This window comes from Mycobacterium sp. 1164966.3 (genome assembly GCF_001665395.1).
In the GTDB taxonomy this organism is placed as follows: Bacteria; Actinomycetota; Actinomycetes; order Mycobacteriales; family Mycobacteriaceae; genus Mycobacterium.
Window position 1 is genome coordinate 20,128 of sequence record NZ_LZSG01000069.1, and the last position, 22,107, is coordinate 42,234.

Annotated in this window: 15 protein-coding genes; 8 read left to right on the forward strand and 7 right to left on the reverse strand. The window is 67.1% G+C overall.

Annotation, left to right across the window (positions count from 1 at the left end):
• Positions 1 to 2 precede the first annotated feature (2 nt).
• The 3 genes from A9W99_RS24655 to A9W99_RS24665 all read left to right on the forward strand — a co-directional run bounded on the left by A9W99_RS24655 (position 3) and on the right by A9W99_RS24665 (position 3,408).
• A complete protein-coding gene (locus A9W99_RS24655; protein WP_067384713.1) occupies positions 3 to 1,370 on the forward strand; it encodes an FAD-binding oxidoreductase in 1,368 nt (455 codons plus the stop codon).
• 200 nt (positions 1,371 to 1,570) lie between these two features.
• Positions 1,571 to 2,821: a cytochrome P450 gene (locus tag A9W99_RS24660; RefSeq protein WP_067384717.1), complete on the forward strand. Its 1,251-nt coding sequence runs from the start codon at positions 1,571 to 1,573 to the stop codon at positions 2,819 to 2,821.
• Positions 2,821 to 3,408, forward strand: coding sequence for a TetR/AcrR family transcriptional regulator (locus A9W99_RS24665; RefSeq protein ID WP_067384719.1), 588 nt, complete (start codon positions 2,821 to 2,823; stop codon positions 3,406 to 3,408). Before A9W99_RS24660 ends, A9W99_RS24665 begins: the two co-directional genes overlap by 1 nt.
• On the opposite strand, the gene A9W99_RS24670 is transcribed toward A9W99_RS24665, so the two are convergent.
• The 3 genes from A9W99_RS24670 to A9W99_RS24680 all read right to left on the reverse strand — a co-directional run bounded on the left by A9W99_RS24670 (position 3,393) and on the right by A9W99_RS24680 (position 7,032).
• Positions 3,393 to 4,109: a siderophore-interacting protein gene (locus A9W99_RS24670; protein WP_067384725.1), complete on the reverse strand. Its 717-nt coding sequence runs from the start codon at positions 4,107 to 4,109 to the stop codon at positions 3,393 to 3,395. The genes A9W99_RS24665 and A9W99_RS24670 overlap by 16 nt on opposite strands.
• Positions 4,110 to 4,171: 62 nt before the next feature.
• The gene (locus A9W99_RS24675; protein ID WP_067384729.1) at positions 4,172 to 5,323 is read right to left on the reverse strand and encodes an acyltransferase; all 1,152 of its coding nucleotides are present in this window, start codon (positions 5,321 to 5,323) and stop codon (positions 4,172 to 4,174) included.
• Entirely contained in the window at positions 5,320 to 7,032 is a 1,713-nt protein-coding gene (locus A9W99_RS24680) for a DEAD/DEAH box helicase (RefSeq protein ID WP_067384730.1), read from the reverse strand. Before A9W99_RS24680 ends, A9W99_RS24675 begins: the two co-directional genes overlap by 4 nt.
• A 169-nt stretch (positions 7,033 to 7,201) precedes the next feature.
• Between A9W99_RS24680 and A9W99_RS24685 the strand changes: the two genes are divergently transcribed.
• Complete coding sequence (locus A9W99_RS24685; RefSeq protein WP_067384731.1) at positions 7,202 to 7,789, forward strand: LppP/LprE family lipoprotein; 588 nt, start codon at positions 7,202 to 7,204, stop codon at positions 7,787 to 7,789.
• 46 nt (positions 7,790 to 7,835) lie between these two features.
• Entirely contained in the window at positions 7,836 to 11,258 is a 3,423-nt protein-coding gene (locus A9W99_RS24690) for a TM0106 family RecB-like putative nuclease (protein ID WP_067384732.1), read from the forward strand.
• Positions 11,259 to 11,343: 85 nt separating this feature from the next.
• Here the strand turns inward: A9W99_RS24690 and A9W99_RS24695 are convergent, their stop codons facing one another.
• Positions 11,344 to 13,044 carry an MFS transporter gene (locus A9W99_RS24695; protein ID WP_216639752.1) on the reverse strand — a complete coding sequence of 567 codons (1,701 nt, stop codon included), beginning with the start codon at positions 13,042 to 13,044 and terminating at the stop codon, positions 11,344 to 11,346.
• Positions 13,045 to 13,273: 229 nt separating this feature from the next.
• Here A9W99_RS24695 and A9W99_RS24700 point away from each other — a divergent pair, with 229 nt between their 5' ends.
• The 3 genes from A9W99_RS24700 to A9W99_RS24710 all read left to right on the forward strand — a co-directional run bounded on the left by A9W99_RS24700 (position 13,274) and on the right by A9W99_RS24710 (position 18,919).
• A complete protein-coding gene (locus tag A9W99_RS24700) occupies positions 13,274 to 14,029 on the forward strand; it encodes a hypothetical protein (protein ID WP_067384733.1) in 756 nt (251 codons plus the stop codon).
• 201 nt (positions 14,030 to 14,230) lie between these two features.
• Positions 14,231 to 17,995 (forward strand): multifunctional oxoglutarate decarboxylase/oxoglutarate dehydrogenase thiamine pyrophosphate-binding subunit/dihydrolipoyllysine-residue succinyltransferase subunit, encoded by a 3,765-nt coding sequence (locus tag A9W99_RS24705; protein ID WP_067384734.1) that lies wholly within the window; start codon positions 14,231 to 14,233, stop codon positions 17,993 to 17,995.
• Positions 17,996 to 18,085: 90 nt separating this feature from the next.
• Positions 18,086 to 18,919, forward strand: a complete 834-nt coding sequence (locus A9W99_RS24710) for an SDR family oxidoreductase (protein WP_067384870.1) — start codon at positions 18,086 to 18,088, stop codon at positions 18,917 to 18,919.
• A 95-nt stretch (positions 18,920 to 19,014) separates the two neighbouring features.
• Here A9W99_RS24710 and A9W99_RS24715 read toward each other — a convergent pair whose 3' ends face one another.
• The 3 genes from A9W99_RS24715 to A9W99_RS24725 are packed head-to-tail and all read right to left on the reverse strand — an operon-like array spanning position 19,015 to position 22,094.
• Positions 19,015 to 19,860, reverse strand: coding sequence for a glycine betaine ABC transporter substrate-binding protein (locus A9W99_RS24715; protein ID WP_067384736.1), 846 nt, complete (start codon positions 19,858 to 19,860; stop codon positions 19,015 to 19,017).
• A gap of 11 nt (positions 19,861 to 19,871) precedes the next feature.
• Positions 19,872 to 21,050, reverse strand: coding sequence for an NADP-dependent malic enzyme (locus A9W99_RS24720; RefSeq protein WP_156623274.1), 1,179 nt, complete (start codon positions 21,048 to 21,050; stop codon positions 19,872 to 19,874).
• A gap of 54 nt (positions 21,051 to 21,104) precedes the next feature.
• Positions 21,105 to 22,094, reverse strand: coding sequence for a malate dehydrogenase (locus tag A9W99_RS24725; RefSeq protein WP_067384738.1), 990 nt, complete (start codon positions 22,092 to 22,094; stop codon positions 21,105 to 21,107).
• Positions 22,095 to 22,107 lie beyond the last annotated feature (13 nt).

Consider the following 22,107-nt stretch of genomic DNA (forward strand, 5'->3'; position numbering starts at 1 on the left):
CGGTGAACGACGGCTTGCTGGCGGGCCTGATCGCCGACCTGCCCGAGGGAATGGTGGTCACCGATCCCACGGTCACCGAGGGTTACCGGCAGGACCGCGCGCTGGACCCGGCCGCGGGCAAGCCACTGGCGGTGGTCCGGCCGCGCCGTACCGAAGAGGTGCAGACCGTGCTGCGCTGGGCTTCGGCTAATCGGGTGCCGGTGGTGACCCGCGGGGCCGGCAGCGGCCTGTCCGGCGGGGCCACCGCACTGGACGACGGGATCGTGCTGTCGACGGAAAAGATGCGCGACATCACCGTCGACCCCGTGACCCGTACCGCGGTATGCCAGCCCGGGCTGTTCAACGCCGAGGTCAAGAAGGCCGCTGCCGAACACGGCCTGTGGTATCCGCCCGACCCGTCGTCGTTCGAAATCTGCAGCATCGGCGGCAACATCGCGACCAACGCCGGCGGGCTGTGCTGCGTGAAGTACGGCGTCACCACCGACTATGTGCTGGGCATGCAGGTGGTGCTGGCCGACGGCACCGCGGTGCGGTTGGGTGGTCCGCGCTTGAAAGACGTTGCGGGACTGAGCCTGACGAAGCTGTTCGTCGGCAGCGAAGGCACGCTGGGCGTCGTGACGGAGGTGACGCTGCGGCTGCTGCCTGCCCAGAACACGGCGAGCATCGTGGTGGCCAGCTTCGACTCCGTTGAGTCGGCGGTGGATGCGGTGCTCGGGGTCACCGCGCGGCTTCGCCCGTCGATGCTGGAGTTCATGGATCAGGTCGCGATCAACGCCGTCGAGGACACCTTGCGAATGGACCTGGATCGTTCGGCGGCGGCCATGCTGGTTGCCGGCTCGGACGAAAGGGGGCGCGCGAGCGCTGAGGACGCCGAGGTGATGGCATCGGTATTCGCCGAACACGGTGCCAAAGAAGTGTTTTCCACCGACGACCCCGACGAGGGTGAGGCGTTCGTCGCGGCCCGGCGGTTTTGCATACCGGCGGTCGAGGCCAAGGGGTCGCTGTTGCTGGAAGACGTCGGGGTGCCGCTGCCGGCCCTGGGCGAGCTGGTCACCGGGATCGCGCGCATCGCCGAGGAGCGCGATCTGATGATCTCGGTGATCGCCCATGCCGGCGACGGCAACACCCACCCGCTGCTGGTGTACGACCCCGCAGACGCAGCGGTTGCCGAACGCGCGCACCTCGCCTACGGGGAAATCATGGACCTGGCCGTCGGGTTGGGCGGCACGATCACCGGTGAGCATGGTGTCGGACGCTTGAAGCGGCCATGGCTGGCCGGGTATCTAGGGCCCGACGTGATGGACCTCAACCGCCGCATCAAGCAGGCCCTGGACCCGTTGGGCATTCTGAATCCCGGCTCGGGCATCTGACTTTCTGTCTGCGCTTTGCCGGTGAACGTACGGCTTTGGGCGTGAAACTACGGCTTCGCGGGTGAAAGCACGGCGGGATTCCGGCGACTTTTCCGCCCTAGCTTCACCGGCGAAGCCAAGGCTGCACAGTCAACGCCCACGCTTCACACCCGACGGCAGGCCTAGTTGACACCTCGCATTGACTGTCGTATGAATAAGACATGTTAGTCGATTTGTCTCACAGCGCTCCGGCTAAGTTCGAACTCGCCACGGCCGACACCTGGCCGAGTCCATGGCAGATGTACCGCGCGCTGCGAGACCACGACCCGGTCCACCACGTCGTCCCACCGAAGCACCCAAAAGACGACTTCTATGTCCTGTCCCGGCACGCCGACGTGTGGGCGGCCGCCCGCGACCATGAGACGTTCTCGTCAGCGCAGGGCCTGACGGTCAACTACGGCGATCTGGAAATGATTGGCCTGCAGGATAACCCGCCGATGGTGATGCAGGATCCGCCGGTACACACCGAGTTTCGCAAGCTGGTGTCGCGCGGCTTCACCCCGCGACAGGTCGAAGCGGTGGAACCCAAGGTCCGCGAGTTCGTCGTCGAACGTATCGAGAAGCTGCGCTCCGCAGGCGGTGGCGACATCGTCGCCGAGCTGTTCAAACCGCTGCCGTCGATGGTGGTCGCACATTATCTCGGTGTGCCCGAAGAGGATCGGGCGCAGTTCGACGGCTGGACCCAGGCCATCGTCGCGGCCAACACAGCCGACGGCGGCATCGCCGGTGCGCTGGAAACGGTCGGCGATGCGGTCGGGTCGATGATGGCCTACTTCACTGCTTTGATCGAGCGGCGCCGCGCCGAACCCGAGGACGACACGATCTCGCATCTGGTCAGTGCCGGCGTCGCCGGCAAAGACGGTGCCGGCGACATCGCGGGCACCCTGTCCATCCTCGCGTTCACCTTCACGATGGTCACCGGCGGCAACGACACCGTCACCGGAATGCTCGGCGGCTCAATGCCATTGCTGAACGAGCGGCCCGACCAGCGTCAGCTGCTGATCGACGATCCGGACCGCATCGGCGACGCGGTCGAGGAACTGCTTCGTCTCACCTCGCCGGTGCAGGGCCTGGCTCGGACGGTAACCCGCGACGTGACGATCGGCGAAACCACCATCCCGGCCGGCCGCCGGGTGCTGCTGCTGTACGGGTCGGCCAACCGTGACGAACGCCAATACGGGCCGGACGCAGGCGAACTCGACGTCACCCGGTGCCCACGCAACATCCTGACCTTCAGCCACGGCGCACACCACTGCCTCGGTGCGGCCGCGGCACGGATGCAATCTCGGGTAGCACTGACCGAACTGCTATCGCGCTGCCCGGACTTCGAGGTCGACGAGGCCGGCATCGTCTGGTCCGGCGGCAGCTACGTCCGGCGACCGTTGTCGGTGCCGTTCCAGGCGAAGTCCTGATGCCGGGCGCAGATTGGCTGGCCGGGCGCCGCACCGAGGTTGCCGCAGACCGGATACTCGACGCCGCCGAGCAGCTTTTCACCGAGCACGACCCGGCCGCTATCGGAATGAACGAGATCGCCAGGGCCGCAGGCTGTTCCAGAGCCACCCTGTACCGGTACTTCGAGAGCCGGGAGGCGCTGCGCACCGCCTATGTGCACCGCGAGACCCGCCGGCTCGGTCGCGCGATCATGCAGCAGATCGACGGCATCAAGGACCCGCGCGAGCGGCTCATCGCCAGCATCACCGCCGCCCTGCGCATGGTTCGCGAGAACCCGGCCCTGGCGGCATGGTTCGGCTCCACCCGACTACCGCTTGGCGGCGAAATGGCCGGACATTCCGAGGTGATCACCGCCCTGGCCGCCGGACTACTGAGTTCGCTGGGCCCAGACGATCCCGCCACCGTGGAACGACGGGCCCGCTGGAGCGTTCGGGTCATCATCTCGCTGTTGATGTTCCCCGGCCGAGACGAAGCCGACGAGCGGGCGATGATCGACGAATTCGTCGTACCTATTCTGACGCCTATGACCGCTCAGACGACCCAATAGGCTTGCGCCTTAATGGATTTCTTGGGAATCCCGAAATCCTCGCGCAACACCTTGGCCACCGACCGCGTGGTGCGTGTGCTGCAGGCCACCCAGCCGAAGTGATCCCCGGCGTCGAAGGCCGCCGCGCGCACCGTGTCGAGCAGGCAGTCGCGGTCGTCGTTGTTGTCCACCCAGACCACATCGATTTTGGGGCTGGGCTGCGCCACCGGCAGGCATTTGTCTTCGTCGCAGCCGGCCTCCAGGAAGACGCGCGCCGGTGCGTCGCCGATCGCGTCCAGAAGCGAGTTGATGGCCGGCAGCGAGGCGGTGTCGCCCACGATGACGTACCCGTTGGGCGCCGGGTCCGGGATGGCGAACTTGCTGCCGAGCACCGTCGCCTCGATGGTGTCACCGGGTTGCGCCGCCCGCGCCCAGTCCGACGCGCAGCCCTCGTGCAGCGCGAACTCGAGGTCGAAGGTGTCGGCCTCCGGATTCGGGTCGACCAGGGTGTAGGCCCGCTGATGTCCGTCGGCGAACCAAATCCGGATCCACATCGTGGGGTGCACGCTGTGCTCGGCCAGCATGCCGCCGGCATTGAAGCTCAGCCTTAGGTAACGCGGACTGATCTCGCGCCGGCCGGTCACGGTGAGTCGGTAGTCTCCGGCCCGCAGCAGCTTGAGCACGGCACCCTGCCAACCCCGCGACGGCTTGAGTTCGGTCATATGTCCTGCATCCTCATCGCAACGACGACAACTTAGGACAGGGTAACCTACCTAAAGACCGGTCAGTCCCGCACCCGTGTGCAGCGATGCAGTAACCACGCGAACGGGATCGTCACCGCCACCGTGGCGACGAACAAAAACAGCATGGAGCCGGTGTAGACCGGGGCGCGAACTATGTAGTCCATCGCGAACTCCATGGTGATCAGATGGATCAGGAAGATCTCGTAGGAGATCTCGCCCAGCCACACCATCGGGCGGCTGGCCAGCAGTTGGGAGTACCAGCCCTGCAACGGCGCATTCCCATGCAGCGCCAGGGGCGCTACCGCCAAAGCCGCGATGGTCGCGTAGAAAGCCGTCTTGACCAGCGCCTCGCTCAGCGATGCTGGCGATGTGGTGGGCGCGCCGGCGATCGGGGTGGAGACGATGAAGTAACTGACGACGGCAAGCGGTATGGCCGCGAACGCGTAGCACCGCACACCCATCTCTTGCAGCACGGCCAGCAGCATGCCGGCCAGGAACCAGGCGAGATACGTGGGCAGCCACAAGCGGGCGCCGTCGGGAAACCAGTGGTCGGTGTGCACCAAGACCAACCAGGCCGGGCTGATCAGCGACAGTCCTAATAGGGCGGCTACCAACAACTTCGGCTGCCAGCGGCGCTGACAGAGCACCACCAGCAGCAGATATGCCAGCAGCGGTAACACCACGTAGAAGGCGGCCTCCACGGCCAGGCTCCACATTTGGGTTAGGCCCTGGTGCAGGTACTTGCCCAGATAGCCGTTGCAGTAGATCTGGGTCAGCGTGAGGTTGCGGAACAGGCCCAGCCAGCTGTGCCCGGGGTTAGGGCCGGCCTCATGGTAGTGATACAGCCCGTAGGCGAACAGCACGGTGATGACGTAAGCCGGCATGATGCGCCGAACGCGATGCCACGCATAGCGATTCAGTGACGGCGGCGGTCCGCCGATGGCGGCTGATTTCACCCACGGGCGGAACAGCAGGAAACCGGATAGCACGAAGAAAATCGGCACACCGATCTCCATGCGAGCGCCGACCAGACCCCAATATCCCTGGACGTACTTGCCGGTGGTGTAAGCCGCGTGGGTACCGACGACCAGCAGTGCGGCCACCGCGCGGATACCGGTCAGTGACGCGACCCGATCCACATGTGAGACCTGCTCCAGTCCGCCCTGAGCGTCTCGTTCCTCGGAGAGCGTCATCCTGCGCGCTTCCGGCGTGGCTTGCCGCCGTCGCGGCTGCGGCTCTTGTCGGATTTCTCAGACGAACGCTCCGGGCGCAGGTTGATCAGCACGCCCGAGATACGGGTTGCCTCAAGTTTTTTGAGCGTCGCTTTGGACAGCTTGGCGGGAAGCTCCACCAGGGAGAAATCCGGCCCGATCGCGATGTGGCCGAAGTCGCTGCGGTGCAGACCTCCCTCGTTGGCAATGGCGCCGACGATCGCACCCGGGCCGATCTTGTGCCGCTTGCCGACGGATATTCGGTAAGTACCGAAGTCTCTTACCCGCCTTGGCTTTTCGGGACCGTCATCGCGGGTGCGCGGTTTGGGCCGGTCCGGAGGCGGCTCGGTCATCAGGAACGCCTCGCCGTCGCGGGACTGCAAGGCCAGCGCCGCGGCGATATCGGCCATCGGGACGTCGTGCTCACGTTCGTAGTCCTGGACCAGCTTGCGGAACAAGTCGATACCCGCGGAGCCGAGCGAGTCGGTGATGGAATCGGAGAACTTCGCCATGCGCTGAGCGTTGACGTCCTCGACGGTGGGCAGTTCTGTCTCGGTAAGCGTTTGGCGCGTCGCCTTTTCGATTGACTTGAGCAGGTGGCGCTCCCGCGGGGAGACGAACAGCAACGCGGTTCCCGACCGTCCGGCCCGGCCGGTGCGGCCGATCCGGTGCACGTAGGACTCGGTGTCGTGCGGGATGTCGTAGTTGACCACGTGCGATATCCGGTCTACATCCAGGCCCCGGGCCGCCACGTCGGTGGCGACCAGGATATCGATACCTTTGGCGCCACCGTCTTTCAGTGCGGCTATGGTGCGCTCCCGCTGGCCCTGGGGAATGTCGCCGTTGATGGCGGCGGCGGAAAACCCTCGGGCACGCAGCTTTTCGGCGACCTCTTCGGTGGCTTGCTTGGTACGCACGAAGACGATCATCGCCTCGAACGGCTCGACCTCGAGCACCCGCGTCAGCGCGTCCATCTTGCGCGGACCGGCGACCTGTATGAAGCGCTGCGAGATGTTCTCTGCGGTAGCGGTTTTCGCTTTGAAGGTGACCTCGAACGGGTCGTGGAGGTATTTGGCGGTGATTTTGCGGATCGCTGGCGGCATGGTCGCCGAGAACAGCGCCACCTGCTTGTATTCCGGGGTTTCGGACAGGATGCGCTCGACGTCCTCGGCAAAGCCCATCGCGAGCATCTCGTCGGCCTCGTCGAGAACCAGGTAGTCCACCCGCGACAGGTCCAGGGTTCCGCGTTCGAGGTGGTCGATGACCCGGCCGGGAGTGCCGACCACCACCTGCGCACCGCGTTTCAGCCCGGCGAGTTGCACGGCGTAGGAGGACCCACCGTAGACCGGCAGCACGTTGATCTTGGGTAGATGGGCTCCGTAGCGGCCGAACGCCTCGGCCACCTGCAGGGCCAGCTCACGCGTCGGGGCCAGCACCAGAGCCTGAGTTGCCTTGCTGGTGACGTCGATTCTGGACAGGATCGGTATCGCGAAGGCTGCCGTCTTCCCGGTTCCCGTCTGCGCCAGTCCCACCACGTCGGAACCGGCCATCAGCGCCGGAATCGTGGCTTCCTGGATGGCCGTGGGGGACTCGTAACCGACATCGGCGATCGCCCGCAGGACCGAAGGGTGAATCTGCAGGTCGGCAAACGTCGCAGGCGGCGACTCCGGCGAATTATCCAAACGGGCCATTTGACCTCGCAGTCTACGGTGCCCGACGGTTGGCGTCGCGAGCGCGCGTATCGGTACGGCGACACGCCGTGTCACGCGTACCTCTGCGCGCGCTCACACCGGTGAATGCCGGGCGAATGCCCGGAGACCCGGCCACGCCTGCAGCATCTGCCTCCGCGATGACGGTACGGTGCCCGATGTGTGGTCGTTACCTTGCCGCGCAGAGCTGTTGACGGGCCTTTCCGCTGCTGTATTTCTTGCGCCGACGCTGACCGGGTGCGGTTCCGGAGACTCCACCGTCGCGAAGACGCCGCATCCGACCGCGTCGATCACCGCTCCCGCCGCGAGCGCGCCGGCACCGACGGCCGCCCCGTCCAGCAGCGCTTCGCCACCTGACCCGTGCGCCGTCAACCTGGCTTCGCCGACGATCGCAAAGGTGGTTTCCGAACTGCCCCGTGATCCGCGCAGTCATCAGTCCTGGAACCCGGAGCCCTTGGCCGGTAACTACAACGAGTGCGCCCAGCTGTCGGCGGTGGTGATCAAGGCCAACACGAACGGTGACCATCCCACCACCCGGGCGGTGATGTTCCACCTCGGCAAATACATCCCGCAAGGGGTGCCCGACACATACGGGTTCAACGGCATTGACACGTCGCAATGCACCGGCGACACGGTTGCGCTGACCTATCCCAGCGGCGTCAACGGCTTGGGCACCCGGGTGAAGTTCCGGTGGAACGGCAATGGGGTCGAGCTCATCGCCAACACACCGGGCGCCTGATCCGCGCACCGGCTGATTGTCGGTGCCCTCCCCTAAGGTTGCTGCTGTGTTCGTCATCGGCGACAGCCCAACCCAAACGGTTGTCTACAGCGCGTCGGATCTCGCCGCCGCCGCTCGGTGCGAGTACGCCATGCTGCGGGATTTCGACGCAAAACTGGGCTGGGGTCCCGACGTTGCCGTCACGGACGAACTGCTGGCGCGCACCGCCGCACTGGGTGACGCGCATGAGCTCCGCCGGCTCGACCGCCTGCGCGACGAGTTCGGTGGCGAGGTCGCGGTCATCGGCCGACCGCCGTACACATCCGCGGGCTTGACGGCCGCCGCAGACGCGACGCGGCGCGCGATCGCCAGGGGCGCCCCGGCGGTCTACCAGGCCGCCGTGTTCGACGGGCGTTTCGTCGGGTTCGCCGACTTCCTGGTCCGCGACGGCGGACAGTATCGGGTGGTCGACACCAAACTGGCCCGCTCCGCAAAGGTCACTGCGTTGCTGCAATTGGCGGCCTACGCGGACACCCTGGCCGACGCGGGTGTCGCGGTGGCGCCGGAAGCCGAGCTGGAACTCGGCGACGGGACCGTCACCCGCCACCGACTCTGCGACCTGATCCCGGTTTATCGAGCCCAGCGCGCGCGGGTGCAGCGTCTCCTCGACGATCACTATTCGGCCGGTACGGCGGTGCGCTGGGACGACGAGCGGGTGGAAGCATGCCTGCGCTGTGAGCTGTGCACCGAGCAGTTGCGCGCCGCCGACGATGTTCTGCTGGTGGCCGGGATGCGAATAAGTCAGCGCGAGAAGCTTATTGCTGCCGACATCACCACCATCACCGAACTTGCCGGCCACCACGGACCGGTGCCCAACCTGGCGCCCAGCGCGCTCGCCAACTTGACCGCTCAGGCCAAACTGCAAGTCCGCCAGCGCGACACAGGCATACCGCAATACGAGATCGCCGACCCGCAGCCGCTGACGCTGCTGCCCGAACCCGACCCCGGTGACCTGTTCTTCGACTTCGAGGGCGATCCGCTGTGGACGGCGGACGGCCGCGAGTGGGGGCTGGAATACCTGTTCGGCGTCCTGGAGGCCGGGCCGGCCGGAACCTTCCGCCCGCTGTGGGCGCATAACCGGGTGGACGAACGCCAGGCTCTGGTCGATTTCCTGGCGCTGGTGGCCAAGCGCCGGAGGCGGCGTCCGAACATGCACATCTACCACTACGCGCCGTACGAGAAGACGGCACTGTTGCGGCTGGCCGGACGGTACGGCGTCGGCGAGGACGAAGTGGACGACTTGCTGCGCAACGGTGTGTTGGTGGACCTCTACCCGTTGGTGCGCAAGAGTATTCGCATCGGAGCGGAATCGTGCAGCCTGAAGGCGCTGGAGCCGCTGTATATGGGTAGCCAGTTGCGGTCCGGCGAGGTCACCACCGCCGCCGATTCCATCACCGGCTACGCGCGCTACTGCGATCTGCGCGCCGAGGGCCGCCACGACGAGGCCGCGACGGTGCTGAAAGAAATCGAGGCCTACAACCACTACGACTGCCGGTCCACTCGTGAACTGCGCGATTGGCTGCTGATGCGCGCGTGGGAAGCCGGTGTCATTCCGGTTGGGGCTCAACCGGTTCCCGACGGCGGCCCCATCGAAGGCCACGATCAACTGGCGACGAGACTGGCAGCCTGCACCGGAGATGCCGCGGTCAGCGATCGCACGCCCGAGCAGACCGCGGTCGCTCTGATCGCCGCGGCTCGCGGCTATCATCGCCGCGAGGACAAGCCTTTCTGGTGGGCCCATTTCGACCGGCTGAATTTCCCGCTCGACGAATGGGCGGACAACACAGATGTTTTCGTGGCCCACGAAGCTGAGGTCATCGTCGACTGGCACACGCCGCCACGCGCCCGCAAGCCGCAGCGACGCGTGCGTCTGCGCGGTGAGCTGGCGCGTGGTGACCTCAAGTCGGACGTGTTCGCCCTCTACGAGCCAGCGGCGCCGTCGTGCCTGACCGACAGCCCGGACCGCCGGGCCGCGGGCAACGCCGTGGTCGTCGAAACGGACGACCCGAGCCTGCCCACCCAAGTCGTCATCCTGGAACGCACCGGCAAGGATGGCAACACATTTCACCAGCTGCCATTCGCACTGACCCCCGGGCCTCCCGTGCCGACCACGGCGCTGCGGGCTTCGATCGAGTCGACGGCTGCCGCGTTGGCGGATGGGTTGCCGCGGCTCCCCCACACCGCGCTGTTCGACATTCTGCTGCGCCGGCCGCCCCGCACCCGCAGCGGTGCCGGGCTGCCGCGCGGCACCGACACCGTCGGCGACATCACCGCTGCGCTGCTCGACCTGGATGCGTCCTACCTGGCCGTGCACGGGCCACCGGGAACCGGTAAAACGTATACCGCCGCGCAGGTGATCACCCGGTTGGTCGCTCAACGTGCTTGGCGCATCGGCGTTGTCGCGCAGTCGCACGCCGCGGTGGAGAACGTGCTCGCCGACGTGATCAGCGCCGGGCTGGATCCGCAGCGAGTTGCGAAGAAACCCCATGATCACCGCGCTGCCCGCTGGCAGCAGATCGACAGCGACCACTACGCCACGTTCATTGCCGACAATGCGGGCTGTGTGATCGGCGGTACCGCATGGGATTTCGCTAATCCCAACCGCGTCCCACCGGGCAGCCTGGACCTGCTGGTGATCGACGAGGCGGGCCAGTTCTGTCTGGCCAACACCATCGCGGTGGCACCTGCGGCCCGCAATTTGCTCCTGCTCGGAGACCCGCAGCAGCTGCCGCAGGTCAGCCAGGGCACCCATCCCGAACCGGTCGACAGATCAGCGCTGGATTGGCTGGTCGACGGCCAGCGCACGCTGCCCGACGAGCGCGGCTACTTCCTGGACCGCTCGTATCGCATGCACCCGTCGGTCTGCGCCGCAGTGTCCAGACTGTCCTACGGGGGCAGACTCCATTCACATGCCGAATGCACCGCCGCGCGTTACCTCGAGGGGCAAGAACCTGGGGTACATGTGATTTCGGTTCGGCACCAAGGCAATTCGGTCGACAGCCCGGAGGAGGCCGACGCCATCACCGCCCAGATCACGCGGCTGCTCGGCGCCGCGTGGACCGACGAACACGGCACCCGGCCACTGGCCGTCTCCGATGTGCTGGTCCTCGCGCCGTACAACGCTCAGGTGGCGCTGCTGCGCCAGCGACTGGCGACGGCCGGGCTCGGCGGAGTCCGCGTCGGAACCGTGGACAAGTTTCAGGGCGGCCAGGCCCCAGTGGTCTTCGTTTCGATGACCGCGTCGTCCATCGCCGAGGTGCCCCGCGGAATCTCGTTCCTGCTCAACAGGAATCGGCTCAATGTCGCCGTCAGCCGGGCACAGTACGCTGCGATGATCGTGCGCTCGGAGCTGCTGACGGATTACCTGCCCGCCACGCCCGCCGGTTTGGTCGACCTGGGCGCGTTCCTGGCGCTGAGCGGACCAGCGTAGTTACGGACCTCCCCGCCGAGCGTGCAACCACGGCGAAAATCCCGCCCTCAGAACACGTTCGGCGAAAGTTTGAGACGCTACGACACTACTGCCCTTCGCGGCGGCCCTGGTTGTGCGCGAACCCAATCGGCTGGACCGCCGCCTCCCAGCCGACGGCTCGGCCGTGGTGCGGCAGGTCACGCGCCGATGGGTGCACCCGCGGCGCGATGTCCGCCCGGTCCTCGATGTCCGGTTCCCGCAACAGTAGGTACTCGACATACGGGTCGTCGTCGTCGTCTTCGCCGTATTCCCAGTCGACCTCGTCGGGTTCGCGAGCGCGCCTGAAGTCGACCAGGAACAGGGCGGCAACGACACCGAGCAAGCCGATGAATGCGGGCAGCAGCACCGACTGCGACATCGCCGCCGAGAACGGCTCGCGCAAGAACTCGGGAAGTTGCAGACCGCGCCGGCCCGCCGCCGAAGCCCGGGCCGGCATTTCAGCGCTGATCCGCGACGTCATGAACCCGGCCATGCCGGCGCTTCCGAGCACCGCTCCGAGCTGCCGGACCGCGTTGTACACGCCGGAGCTGGCGCCGGCCAGCTGCGGCGGCAGGTTGCGCGTCGCGGTCGCCGTCAGCGGCGACCACACAAACGCCATCCCGACACCGATGCCGACGAACGGCACCAACAGCCGCCAGATCGGCGTGCCCGGAGTCATTTCGGTGGACAGCCACGTCAGCGAGATCGCCAGAGCCGAAAAGCCGAAACCGAGCACCGGCAACGGGTGGCTCCTGTCGACGATGCGGCCGGCCAGCGGCGCCAGCACCCCGTTGGCGATCGCCATCGGCGCGATCAACAGGGCCGAGCGGGTCGGCGACAGGCCGCACACCGCCTGCGCATAGAAGGCGACCGGCAGCATCATCGCCGTCGTCGCGAAGGCGACAATCGCCACTCCGACGCTGCACAGGCTGAAGTCGCGGTCGGCGAAGATGCGCAGCGGGATCAGCGGTTCGCCGGTATGCATGGCCTGCCAGTAGACGAACGCCACCATGAACCCCACCCCGGCGACGATCACCGCCCAGATGCCCGGATCCCAGCCGGCGGCCTGGCCCTGCTGCAGCCCGAAGACGATGAGGAACATGCCCAAACCGGACAGCGCGACGCCGATCAGGTCGAGCTGGTGCGCCTGCACGGGCAGCACCGGCACCAGCCACACTGCCAACGCCATACCCACGATGCCGATGGGAACGTTGACGAAGAAAATCCACTGCCAACCCAGGCCGTCGACCAGCAGCCCGCCGGCCAGCGGACCCACGAGGCTGGCGACACCGGCCGTGGCCCCCCACAGGCTGGCAGCGACGCCGCGGCGCTCCGCAGGAAAGATCCGCGTGATCGTCGACAACGTCTGCGGGGTGAGCACCCCGGCACCGACTCCCTGCACCACTCGAGCGGCGATGAGCATGGCGGCACTGCCCGACAGTCCGCACCACAGCGACGCGGCGGTGAAGACGGCCAGACCGATCAGGTAGAGGTTCTTGGGCCCGAACCGGTCACCGAGCCGGCCGGCGACCAGCAAGACCACCGCGTACCCCAGTAGGTACGCGCTGGTCACCCAGACCACGGAGGCGTAGCCGGCGTGCAAGTCGGCCATGATGGTCGGATTTGCGATAGCGACGATGGTCGAGTCGACCATGATCATGAAGAAGCCGATCATCATCGCCCACAAGGTGTTCCACGGGTTCGTGGGATGACTGAGCCCCGCGCGGCCCCCAAGCGCCCGGGGCCAGCGAGCCCAGGCCGTGGTCATGGATCCACCTCGTTCGTTCGCGATCTATTTGCGGCTACCGACGAGCAACGACCCCAAATGTGGCCGACACCGGCCCGCGTCGTGCTCGACTTTATCTCGCGGGCCGGCATCGTCCCAGGTGGGCAGAAGGCCGGTCGGCGACGCAGCGGTTTTCCGCCGGGCACTTACTTGACCGAATGAGCGTTAGCCTAGGGACTAGCTAGGGAGAACCCATTCCCAGGAGAGGAAAATGAGCGCCCGACGAAGCAAGTCCAAGCCGGACCACTTGCCGGCCACCACAGACGGCCGACCCAAAGCGTCTGCGCGCGCGTTGGCGCAGGTCATCGAGCGGAGCGCGCGGATACAGGGCCCGGCGGCGCAGGCATATGTGGCCCGGCTGCGGCGTGCCCATCCGGCCGCGGGCCCCGCCGAAATCGCGGCCAAGCTGGAAAAGCGCTACTTGGCCGCGTTGACCGCCAGCGGTGCGGCGGTGGGTTCTGCGGCGACGTTCCCCGGCGTGGGCACCCTGACCGCGCTTTCCGCAGGCGCCGGAGAGACTGTCTTCTTCCTGGAAGCCACCGCGCTGTTCGTGTTGGCGACGGCCGAGGTGTACGGCATCCCGCTCGACCACCGGGAGCGGCGCCGCGCGCTGGTGCTGGCCGTCCTCGTCGGAGACGACAGCAAGCGCGCCATCGGCGAACTGATCGGGCCCGGGCGCACCAACGGCGGCTGGCTGGCCGAGGGTATGGCCTCGCTGCCGATGTCGACGTTGGCGCGGCTGAACACCCGGATGCTCAAGTACGCGGTCAAGCGGTACGCGGTGAAACGCGGCGCGTTGATGTTCGGCAAGATGCTTCCGGTCGGCGTCGGAGCGGCGGTCGGTGGCGTCGGCAACCGCATCGTGGGCAAGAAGATCGTCAACAACGCTCGCCAGGCGTTCGGCGTCCCGCCGGCCCGCTGGCCGGTGACCCTGCACCTGCTGCCGGCCGTCAACGAGGCCGGCTAGACGGGCCGGCGCCGGGGTCTCCCAGTCTCCTCTCGCGGATAGCCGCAAAGCGTTAGCCTTTAGAAGTCGGCGATCTTCCGGGCCGCCGCGGGTGTGGGGGTATCCCGCTGGACGGGGTGCCGTAGATGGCAGCGCGTGCAGGGATCGTGCCGGAAGCTTGCAGGCGATACTCGGAGCAAAGAATCGAGGCGAACAGCGGCCGTGAGCAACACAGGTTCACCGTTCGGGCAAAACGAATGGCTGGTCGAGGAGATGTACCGCAAGTTCCGCGATGACCCTTCTTCGGTCGACCCGAGCTGGCACGAATTCTTGGTTGACTACAACCCCGAAGCGCCGTCGGAACCTGCTACTGCCGGCGACGGACAGCCAGCCCCCGCCGCCAAGGCCACCCCCGCGACCGAGCCGGCAAAGCCCGTCGCGGCCCAAGCCACCCAACCCGCAGCCAAGCCGGCCGCCCCGGCCACGCCGGCCCCAACCGCTCCGCCTGCCCCGGCCGCGGGCAACGGCACGCCCGCCCCGGCTCCGTCCGCGCCCGCGCCTGTCAAGGCCAGCACTCCCCCGCCGGCCGAAGGTGACGAAGTCCAGGTGCTGCGCGGTGCGGCCGCGGCCGTCGTCAAGAACATGTCCGCCTCGCTCGACGTGCCGACCGCGACAAGTGTCCGCGCGATTCCCGCCAAGCTGCTGATCGACAACCGGATCGTCATCAACAACCAGCTCAAGCGGAACCGCGGCGGCAAGATCTCGTTCACGCACTTGCTGGGCTACGCGATGGTTCAGGCCATCAAGAAGTTCCCCAACATGAACCGGCACTACGCGGAGGTCGACGGCAAGCCCACCGCGGTCACGCCCGCCCACACCAATCTCGGCCTGGCGATCGACCTGCCCGGCAAGGACGGCAAACGCGCGTTGGTGGTGGCCGGCATCAAGCGCGCCGACACCATGCGATTCGCCGAATTCGTCTCCGCCTACGAAGACATCGTGCGCCGCGCGCGCGACGGCAAGCTGACCGCCGAAGACTTTGCCGGAGTGACGATTTCGCTGACCAACCCCGGCACCATCGGCACCGTGCACTCGGTGCCGCGCCTGATGGCGGGCCAGGGCGCGATCATCGGCGTCGGCGCGATGGAGTACCCCGCGGAATTCCAGGGCGCCAGCGAGGAACGCATCGCCGAGCTGGGGATCGGCAAGCTGATCACGTTGACCTCGACCTACGACCACCGCATCATCCAGGGCGCGGAATCCGGTGACTTCCTGCGCACCATCCACGAGATGCTGCTCTCGGACGGGTTCTGGGACGAGGTCTTCCGCGAGCTCAGCATCCCGTATCTGCCGGTGCGCTGGAGCAAGGACAACCCGGACTCGATCGTCGACAAGAACGCCCGGGTGATGGAGCTGATCGCCGCCTACCGCAACCGCGGGCACCTGATGGCCGACATCGACCCCCTGCGCCTGGACAAGACCCGGTTCCGCAGCCACCCCGACCTCGAGGTGCTGACGCACGGTCTGACGTTGTGGGATCTGGACCGGGTGTTCAAGGTCAACGGCTTCGCCGGTGCCGAGTACAAGAAACTGCGCGACGTGCTGGGCCTCCTGCGCGACGCCTACTGCCGCCACATCGGCGTGGAGTACACCCACATCCTCGACCCCGAGCAGCAGGAGTGGCTCGAGCAGCGGGTGGAGACCAAGCATGTCAAACCGACTGTGGCACAACAGAAGTACATTCTGAGCAAGCTCAATGCCGCCGAGGCGTTCGAGACGTTCCTGCAGACCAAGTACGTCGGGCAGAAGCGGTTCTCGCTGGAGGGCGCCGAAAGCGTGATCCCGATGATGGACGCGGCGATCGACCAGTGCGCCGAGCACGGCCTGGACGAGGTGGTCATCGGGATGCCGCACCGCGGCCGGCTCAACGTGCTGGCCAACATCGTCGGCAAGCCCTACTCGCAGATCTTCACCGAGTTCGAAGGCAACCTGAACCCCTCGCAGGCGCACGGCTCCGGCGACGTCAAATATCACCTCGGCGCCACCGGCGTATATCTGCAGATGTTCGGCGACAACGACATTCAGGTGTCGCTGACCGCCAACCCGTCGCACCTAGAGGCCGTCGACCCGGTGCTGGAGGGTCTGGTCCGGGCCAAGCAGGATCTGCTGAACCACGGAGCCATCGACAGCGAGGGTGAAAAAGCCTTCTCGGTGGTGCCGATGATGCTGCATGGCGACGCCGCCTTCGCCGGCCAGGGCGTGGTCGCCGAAACCCTGAACCTGACAAACCTGCCCGGCTATCGCGTCGGCGGCACCATTCACATCATCGTGAACAACCAGATCGGCTTCACCACCGCGCCGGAGTTCTCCCGCTCCAGTGAGTACTGCACTGACGTCGCCAAGATGATCGGCGCGCCGATCTTCCACGTCAACGGCGACGATCCGGAGGCGTGCGACTGGGTGGCGCGGCTGGCCGTGGACTTCCGGCAGCGCTTCCACAAGGACGTCGTCATCGACATGCTGTGCTACCGGCGGCGCGGACACAACGAGGGCGACGACCCGTCGATGACGAACCCCTACATGTACGACGTCGTCGACACCAAGCGCGGGGCCCGCAAGAGCTACACCGAGTCCCTGATCGGCCGCGGCGACATCTCGATCAAGGAGGCCGAGGACGCGCTGCGCGACTACCAGGGCCAGCTGGAGCGGGTGTTCAACGAGGTCCGCGAGCTGGAGAAGCACGGCGCCAAGCCCAGCCTGTCGGTGGAGTCCGACCAGATGCTTCCGGCCGGCCTGTCCACCGCGGTGGACAAGTCGCTGCTGGCCCGCATCGGCGACGCCTTCCTGGCCCTGCCCGACGGGTTCACCGCACACCCGCGGGTGCAGCCGGTGCTGGAAAAGCGCCGGGAGATGGCTTACGAGGGCAAGATCGATTGGGCGTTCGGCGAGCTGCTGGCGCTGGGTTCGCTGGTCGCCGAGGGCAAGCTGGTCCGGCTGTCCGGACAGGACACCAAGCGGGGCACGTTCTCCCAGCGGCACTCGGTGATCATCGATCGCAACACCGGCGAGGAGTTCCTGCCGCTGCAGTTGCTGACGACCAACAAGGACGGCACGCCCACCGGCGGCAAGTTCCTGGTGTACGACTCGCCGCTGTCGGAGTACGCCGCCGTCGGCTTCGAGTACGGCTACACCGTGGGCAACCCGGATGCCGTCGTGCTATGGGAGGCGCAGTTCGGTGACTTCGTCAACGGCGCGCAGTCGATCATCGACGAGTTCATCAGCTCCGGCGAGGCCAAGTGGGGTCAGCTGTCCACGGTGGTGCTGTTGCTGCCGCATGGGCACGAGGGGCAGGGGCCCGACCACACGTCCGGCCGGATCGAACGCTTCCTGCAGCTGTGGGCGGAGGGGTCGATGACGATCGCGGTGCCCTCGACACCGTCCAACTACTTCCACCTGCTGCGGCGGCACGCACTGGACGGCGTGCGCCGCCCGCTGATCGTGTTCACGCCGAAATCCATGCTGCGCAACAAGGCCGCGGTCAGCGACATCAAGGACTTCACCGAGATCAAGTTCCGCTCGGTGCTCGAGGAACCCACCTACGAGGACGGCATCGGCGACCGCAGCAAGGTCAACCGGATCCTGCTGACCAGCGGCAAGCTCTACTACGAGTTGGCCGCCCGCAAGGCCAAGGACAACCGCGAAGACGTCGCGATCGTGCGGATCGAGCAGCTGGCGCCGCTGCCCAAGCGGCGGCTCGGCGAGACGCTGGACCGCTACGAGAACGCCAGTCAGTTCTTCTGGGTGCAGGAAGAACCGGCCAACCAGGGCGCGTGGCCGCGCTTCGGTTTGGAACTGCCCGAGCTGCTGCCGGACAAGCTCAGCGGGCTCAAGCGCATCTCGCGGCGGGCCATGTCGGCGCCGTCGTCGGGTTCCTCGAAGGTGCACGCCGTCGAGCAGCAGGAGATCCTGGACACCGCGTTTGCCTAGCTCGCCCGCGAGCGTGCGTAAAGTGTCAGCGATATCGGCGTGTCGGCGTACAAACGCGCACGCTCGCGCAGCGAGAAAGTGAGGGCATACATGCAAGGGTTCGCCGGGAAAGTCGCCGTGGTCACCGGCGCGGGCTCGGGCATCGGCCAGGCGCTGGCCGTCGAACTGGCCCGGTCCGGCGCCAAGGTCGCCATCAGCGACGTCGACACCGAAGGCCTGCAGCAGACCGAGGAGCAGCTCAAGGCGATCGGTGCATCGGTCAAGGCGGACCGGCTCGACGTCACCGAACGCGAGGCCTTCCTGCTGTACGCCGACGCCGTCAAAGAGCACTTCGGTAAGGTCAATCAGATCTACAACAACGCCGGGATCGCCTTCACCGGTGACGTCGAAGCCAGCCAGTTCAAGGACATCGAACGCGTGATGGACGTCGACTTCTGGGGCGTCGTCAACGGCACCAAGGCGTTCCTTCCGCACTTGATCGCCTCCGGCGACGGCCACGTCATCAACGTCTCCAGTGTCTTCGGGTTGTTCGCCGTTCCCGGTCAGGCGGCATACAACTCGGCCAAGTTTGCCGTCCGCGGCTTCACCGAGGCGCTGCGACAGGAGATGATCGCGGCGCGACACCCGGTAGGAGTGACCACGGTGCACCCCGGCGGCATCAAGACCGCGATCGCCCGCAACGCCACCGCCGTCGAGGGACTCGACCCTGACGAACTGGCGAAGCTGTTCGACAAGCGACTGGCCCACACCAGCCCGGAGGCCGCCGCCCGGACCATCCTGGACGCGGTGCGCAAGAACAAGGCCAGGGTGCTGGTCGGCGTGGACGCCAAGGTGTTGGATGCGCTGGTGCGGATGGCCGGTCCCGCATACCCGCGGCTGTTCGGCCCCGTCGTCGGCCGACTGATGCCCACGTTGCGCACCTGACCTTCGGGGCGGCGCTTCGCGAGGGTCCCCATATGCACGGCCGATGGGGCGTATCGCTGTACAAACGCGGCCGCTCTCGGCGGTTAACCATGCCCCTAGCTTCGGCCCAGCGGGTGTTCGCCCATCCAGCCGTCGGCCACCGCCCGCGGGTCCGCGCCCCCGGCCACCCGGCGGCGCATCTCGGTCAGGGCCGCGGTATCCAGCACGCCGGCCACTTCGTTGAGCGCCAGCACCTGCCGATCGGTCAGCGCATTGCGGCGATACAGCGGTACCACGTTCTCCGCCTGGATCAGCGGCGGCTTGGCGTCCGTCAGCACAACCAGATCGGCGGGAATGCCGGGATCGGCGGTCGTGCTCCACGCCGCGGTCAGCTCCCCCGCTCGCAGGGCTGCCCACATCTCCGTACCGCCCGAGAATTCGCGGGGGGCGGGCATCCGGCATGTACCCACCCACGACGGCGCATCGAAGCCGGCGACGTTCCCGACGACTAGCCCGTCACAACGGCCCGCCAACGCCGAGAGCTCCTTGCCACCCGAGGCCGGTGTCACCACCAGCGCGGGTTTGTCCTCCGCGGAGGTGGTGTAGTCGCCCGCGACGACGCCCTCGGGCAGCATGGCGATCATCGCGCGATAGACCTGGCTGTCCGACGTCACCGCGACGCCGGGCTTCAGCCGCTGCAACACCCTTCCGGTAAAGGCCGGGACCACGGTGAACGCGCCAGAATCCAGTTTCGCCATCGGGTCGTCGGCGGTTTCGGAGCGTGCCGCAAAGCCGTATGACCGCAGGGCGGACACGTAGACGTCGGCCAGCAGCCTCGACTCGGCGTCGGGCCAGGCGCCCACCACCACTTCCGGCGCGGAACGGTGGTTGCCGTCGGTGCAGCCGGACACCAAGAGCGCCAACACAAGCGCCAGCAGCCCCGCCAGCCTGCCGACTCTCACACCCAGGCGCCTCAGGCGTCTGATGTCTCGGCGGCTCCGGCCACCGCCCTGGCCACCGCTTCCCCGACACGTAGGTCCAGGGGGCTCGGGACGATGCGGTCGGGCGCGAGGTCGTCGCTCACCACAGAGAAGATCGCCTCGGCGGCCGCCACCATCATCTTTTCGGTGATCTTTCGCGCCCCGGCATCCAGCGCTCCACGGAACACACCGGGGAACGAGAGCACATTGTTGATCTGGTTCGGGAAGTCGCTGCGTCCGGTGGCCACCACTGCCGCGTGCTTGGCCGCCACGTCGGGGTGAATCTCCGGGTCCGGGTTGGACAGCGCGAACACCACCCCTCCGGGCGCCATGGTGGCGATCAGTTCCTCGGGCACCACGCCCGCCGACACCCCGAGAAACACGTCGGCGCCGTCGAGCGCTTCCACCATGCCGCCGGTGAGACGACGGGGGTTGCTGCGTCTCGCCAGGTCGTACTTGACGCTGTTCATGTCGTCACGCCCGGCGTGCAGGATGCCACGCGAGTCGAGCACGGTGATGTCCGAAATCCCCATCGCCAGAAGCAGATTCGAGCAGGCAATGCCGGCGGCCCCGGCCCCGGACACCGCCACCCGCAGCGAGCTCATGTCGCGCCCCAGCAACTTAGTGGCGCCCATCAGCGCCGCCAGCACGACAATGGCCGTGCCGTGCTGGTCGTCGTGCATCACCGGGCAGTCCAGCGCCTCAACGGCGCGGCGCTCGATGTCGAAGCAGCGCGGGGCGGAGATGTCCTCGAGACTGACGGCGCCGAACGTCGGGCGCAGCCGCACCAGGGTCTCGATGATCTCGTCGGGATCCTTCGTGTCCAGGACGATCGGGATCGAGTCGAGGCCGCCGTAGGCCTTGAACAGCGCGCTCTTGCCCTCCATCACCGGCAGGGCCGCCGCCGCCCCTATGTCGCCGAGGCCGAGCACCGCGCTGCCGTCGCTGACGACGGCCACCAGCCGGTTGGACCACGTGTAGCGCGTCGCCAGGGTGTGATCCGCGGCGATCGCGCGACAGACCTGTGCCACACCCGGGGTATACGCGATCGACAGGGCGCGCTGGGTGTCCAGCGGAGCCTTCAGCGCTACCGAAAGCTTGCCGCCTACGTGTGCCTCGAAGATCTCCTCGTCCGTCACGACGACCTGGGGATTTGCTGGCTTCTCCGACACGGCCCCTACAGTACTCAGCCGGTCATCGAGTCGTGATCTCCCCACGTCACGCCGCTAGATCAGACCCAGCTCGGTGACGGCGTTGCGCTCGTCGGCCAACTCGGCGGTCGACTTGTCGATGCGCTCGCGGGAGAAGTCGTCGATGTCGAGGCCCTGCACGACCGTCCAGTTGCCGTCCTTGGTGGTGACCGGGAACGACGAAATCAGGCCCTCCGGAACGCCGTAGGAGCCGTCGGAGACGACAGCCATCGAGACCCAGTCGCCTTGCGGACTGCCCAGCAGCCAGTCCCGGGCGGCGTCGGTGGTCGCCGACGCGGCCGAGGCGGCCGAGGAGGCGCCGCGCGCGTCGATGATCGCCGCGCCCCGCTTGGCAACCGTCGGGATGAAGTCGTTCTCGATCCAGGACTGGTCGTTGACCACCTCGGCGGCGTTCTTGCCGCCGACCTCGGCGTGGAAGATGTCGGGGTACTGGGTGGCCGAGTGATTGCCCCAGATCGTCATCTTCTTGATGTCGGTGACCTTGGCGCCGGTCTTGCGCGCCAGCTGGCTGATGGCGCGGTTGTGGTCCAGGCGGGTGAGCGCGGAGAACCGCTCTTTGGGGATGTCGGGCGCGTTGGTCATCGCGATCAGCGCGTTGGTGTTGGCCGGGTTGCCGGTCACGCCGATCCGGACGTCGTCGGCGGCGACCGAGTTGAGGGCCTTGCCCTGTGCGGTGAAGATCGCGCCGTTGGCCTCCAGCAGGTCGCCGCGCTCCATGCCCTTGGTACGTGGACGCGCACCGACGAGCAGGGCCAGGTTCACGCCGTCGAAGATCTTGTTGGCGTCCGCGCCGATTTCGACGTTGGCCAGCAGCGGGAACGCGCAGTCGTCGAGTTCCATGACGACGCCCTCCAGCGGCTTGAGCGCGGGCTCGATCTCGAGCAGGCGCAGCTCGATCGGGCGGTCCGGGCCCAGCAGCGACCCGCTGGCCAGGCGGAACAACAGGCTGTAGCCGATCTGGCCGGCGGCGCCGGTGACGGCGACCTTCAGAGGAGTTGCGCTCACGTCGGGATGCTCC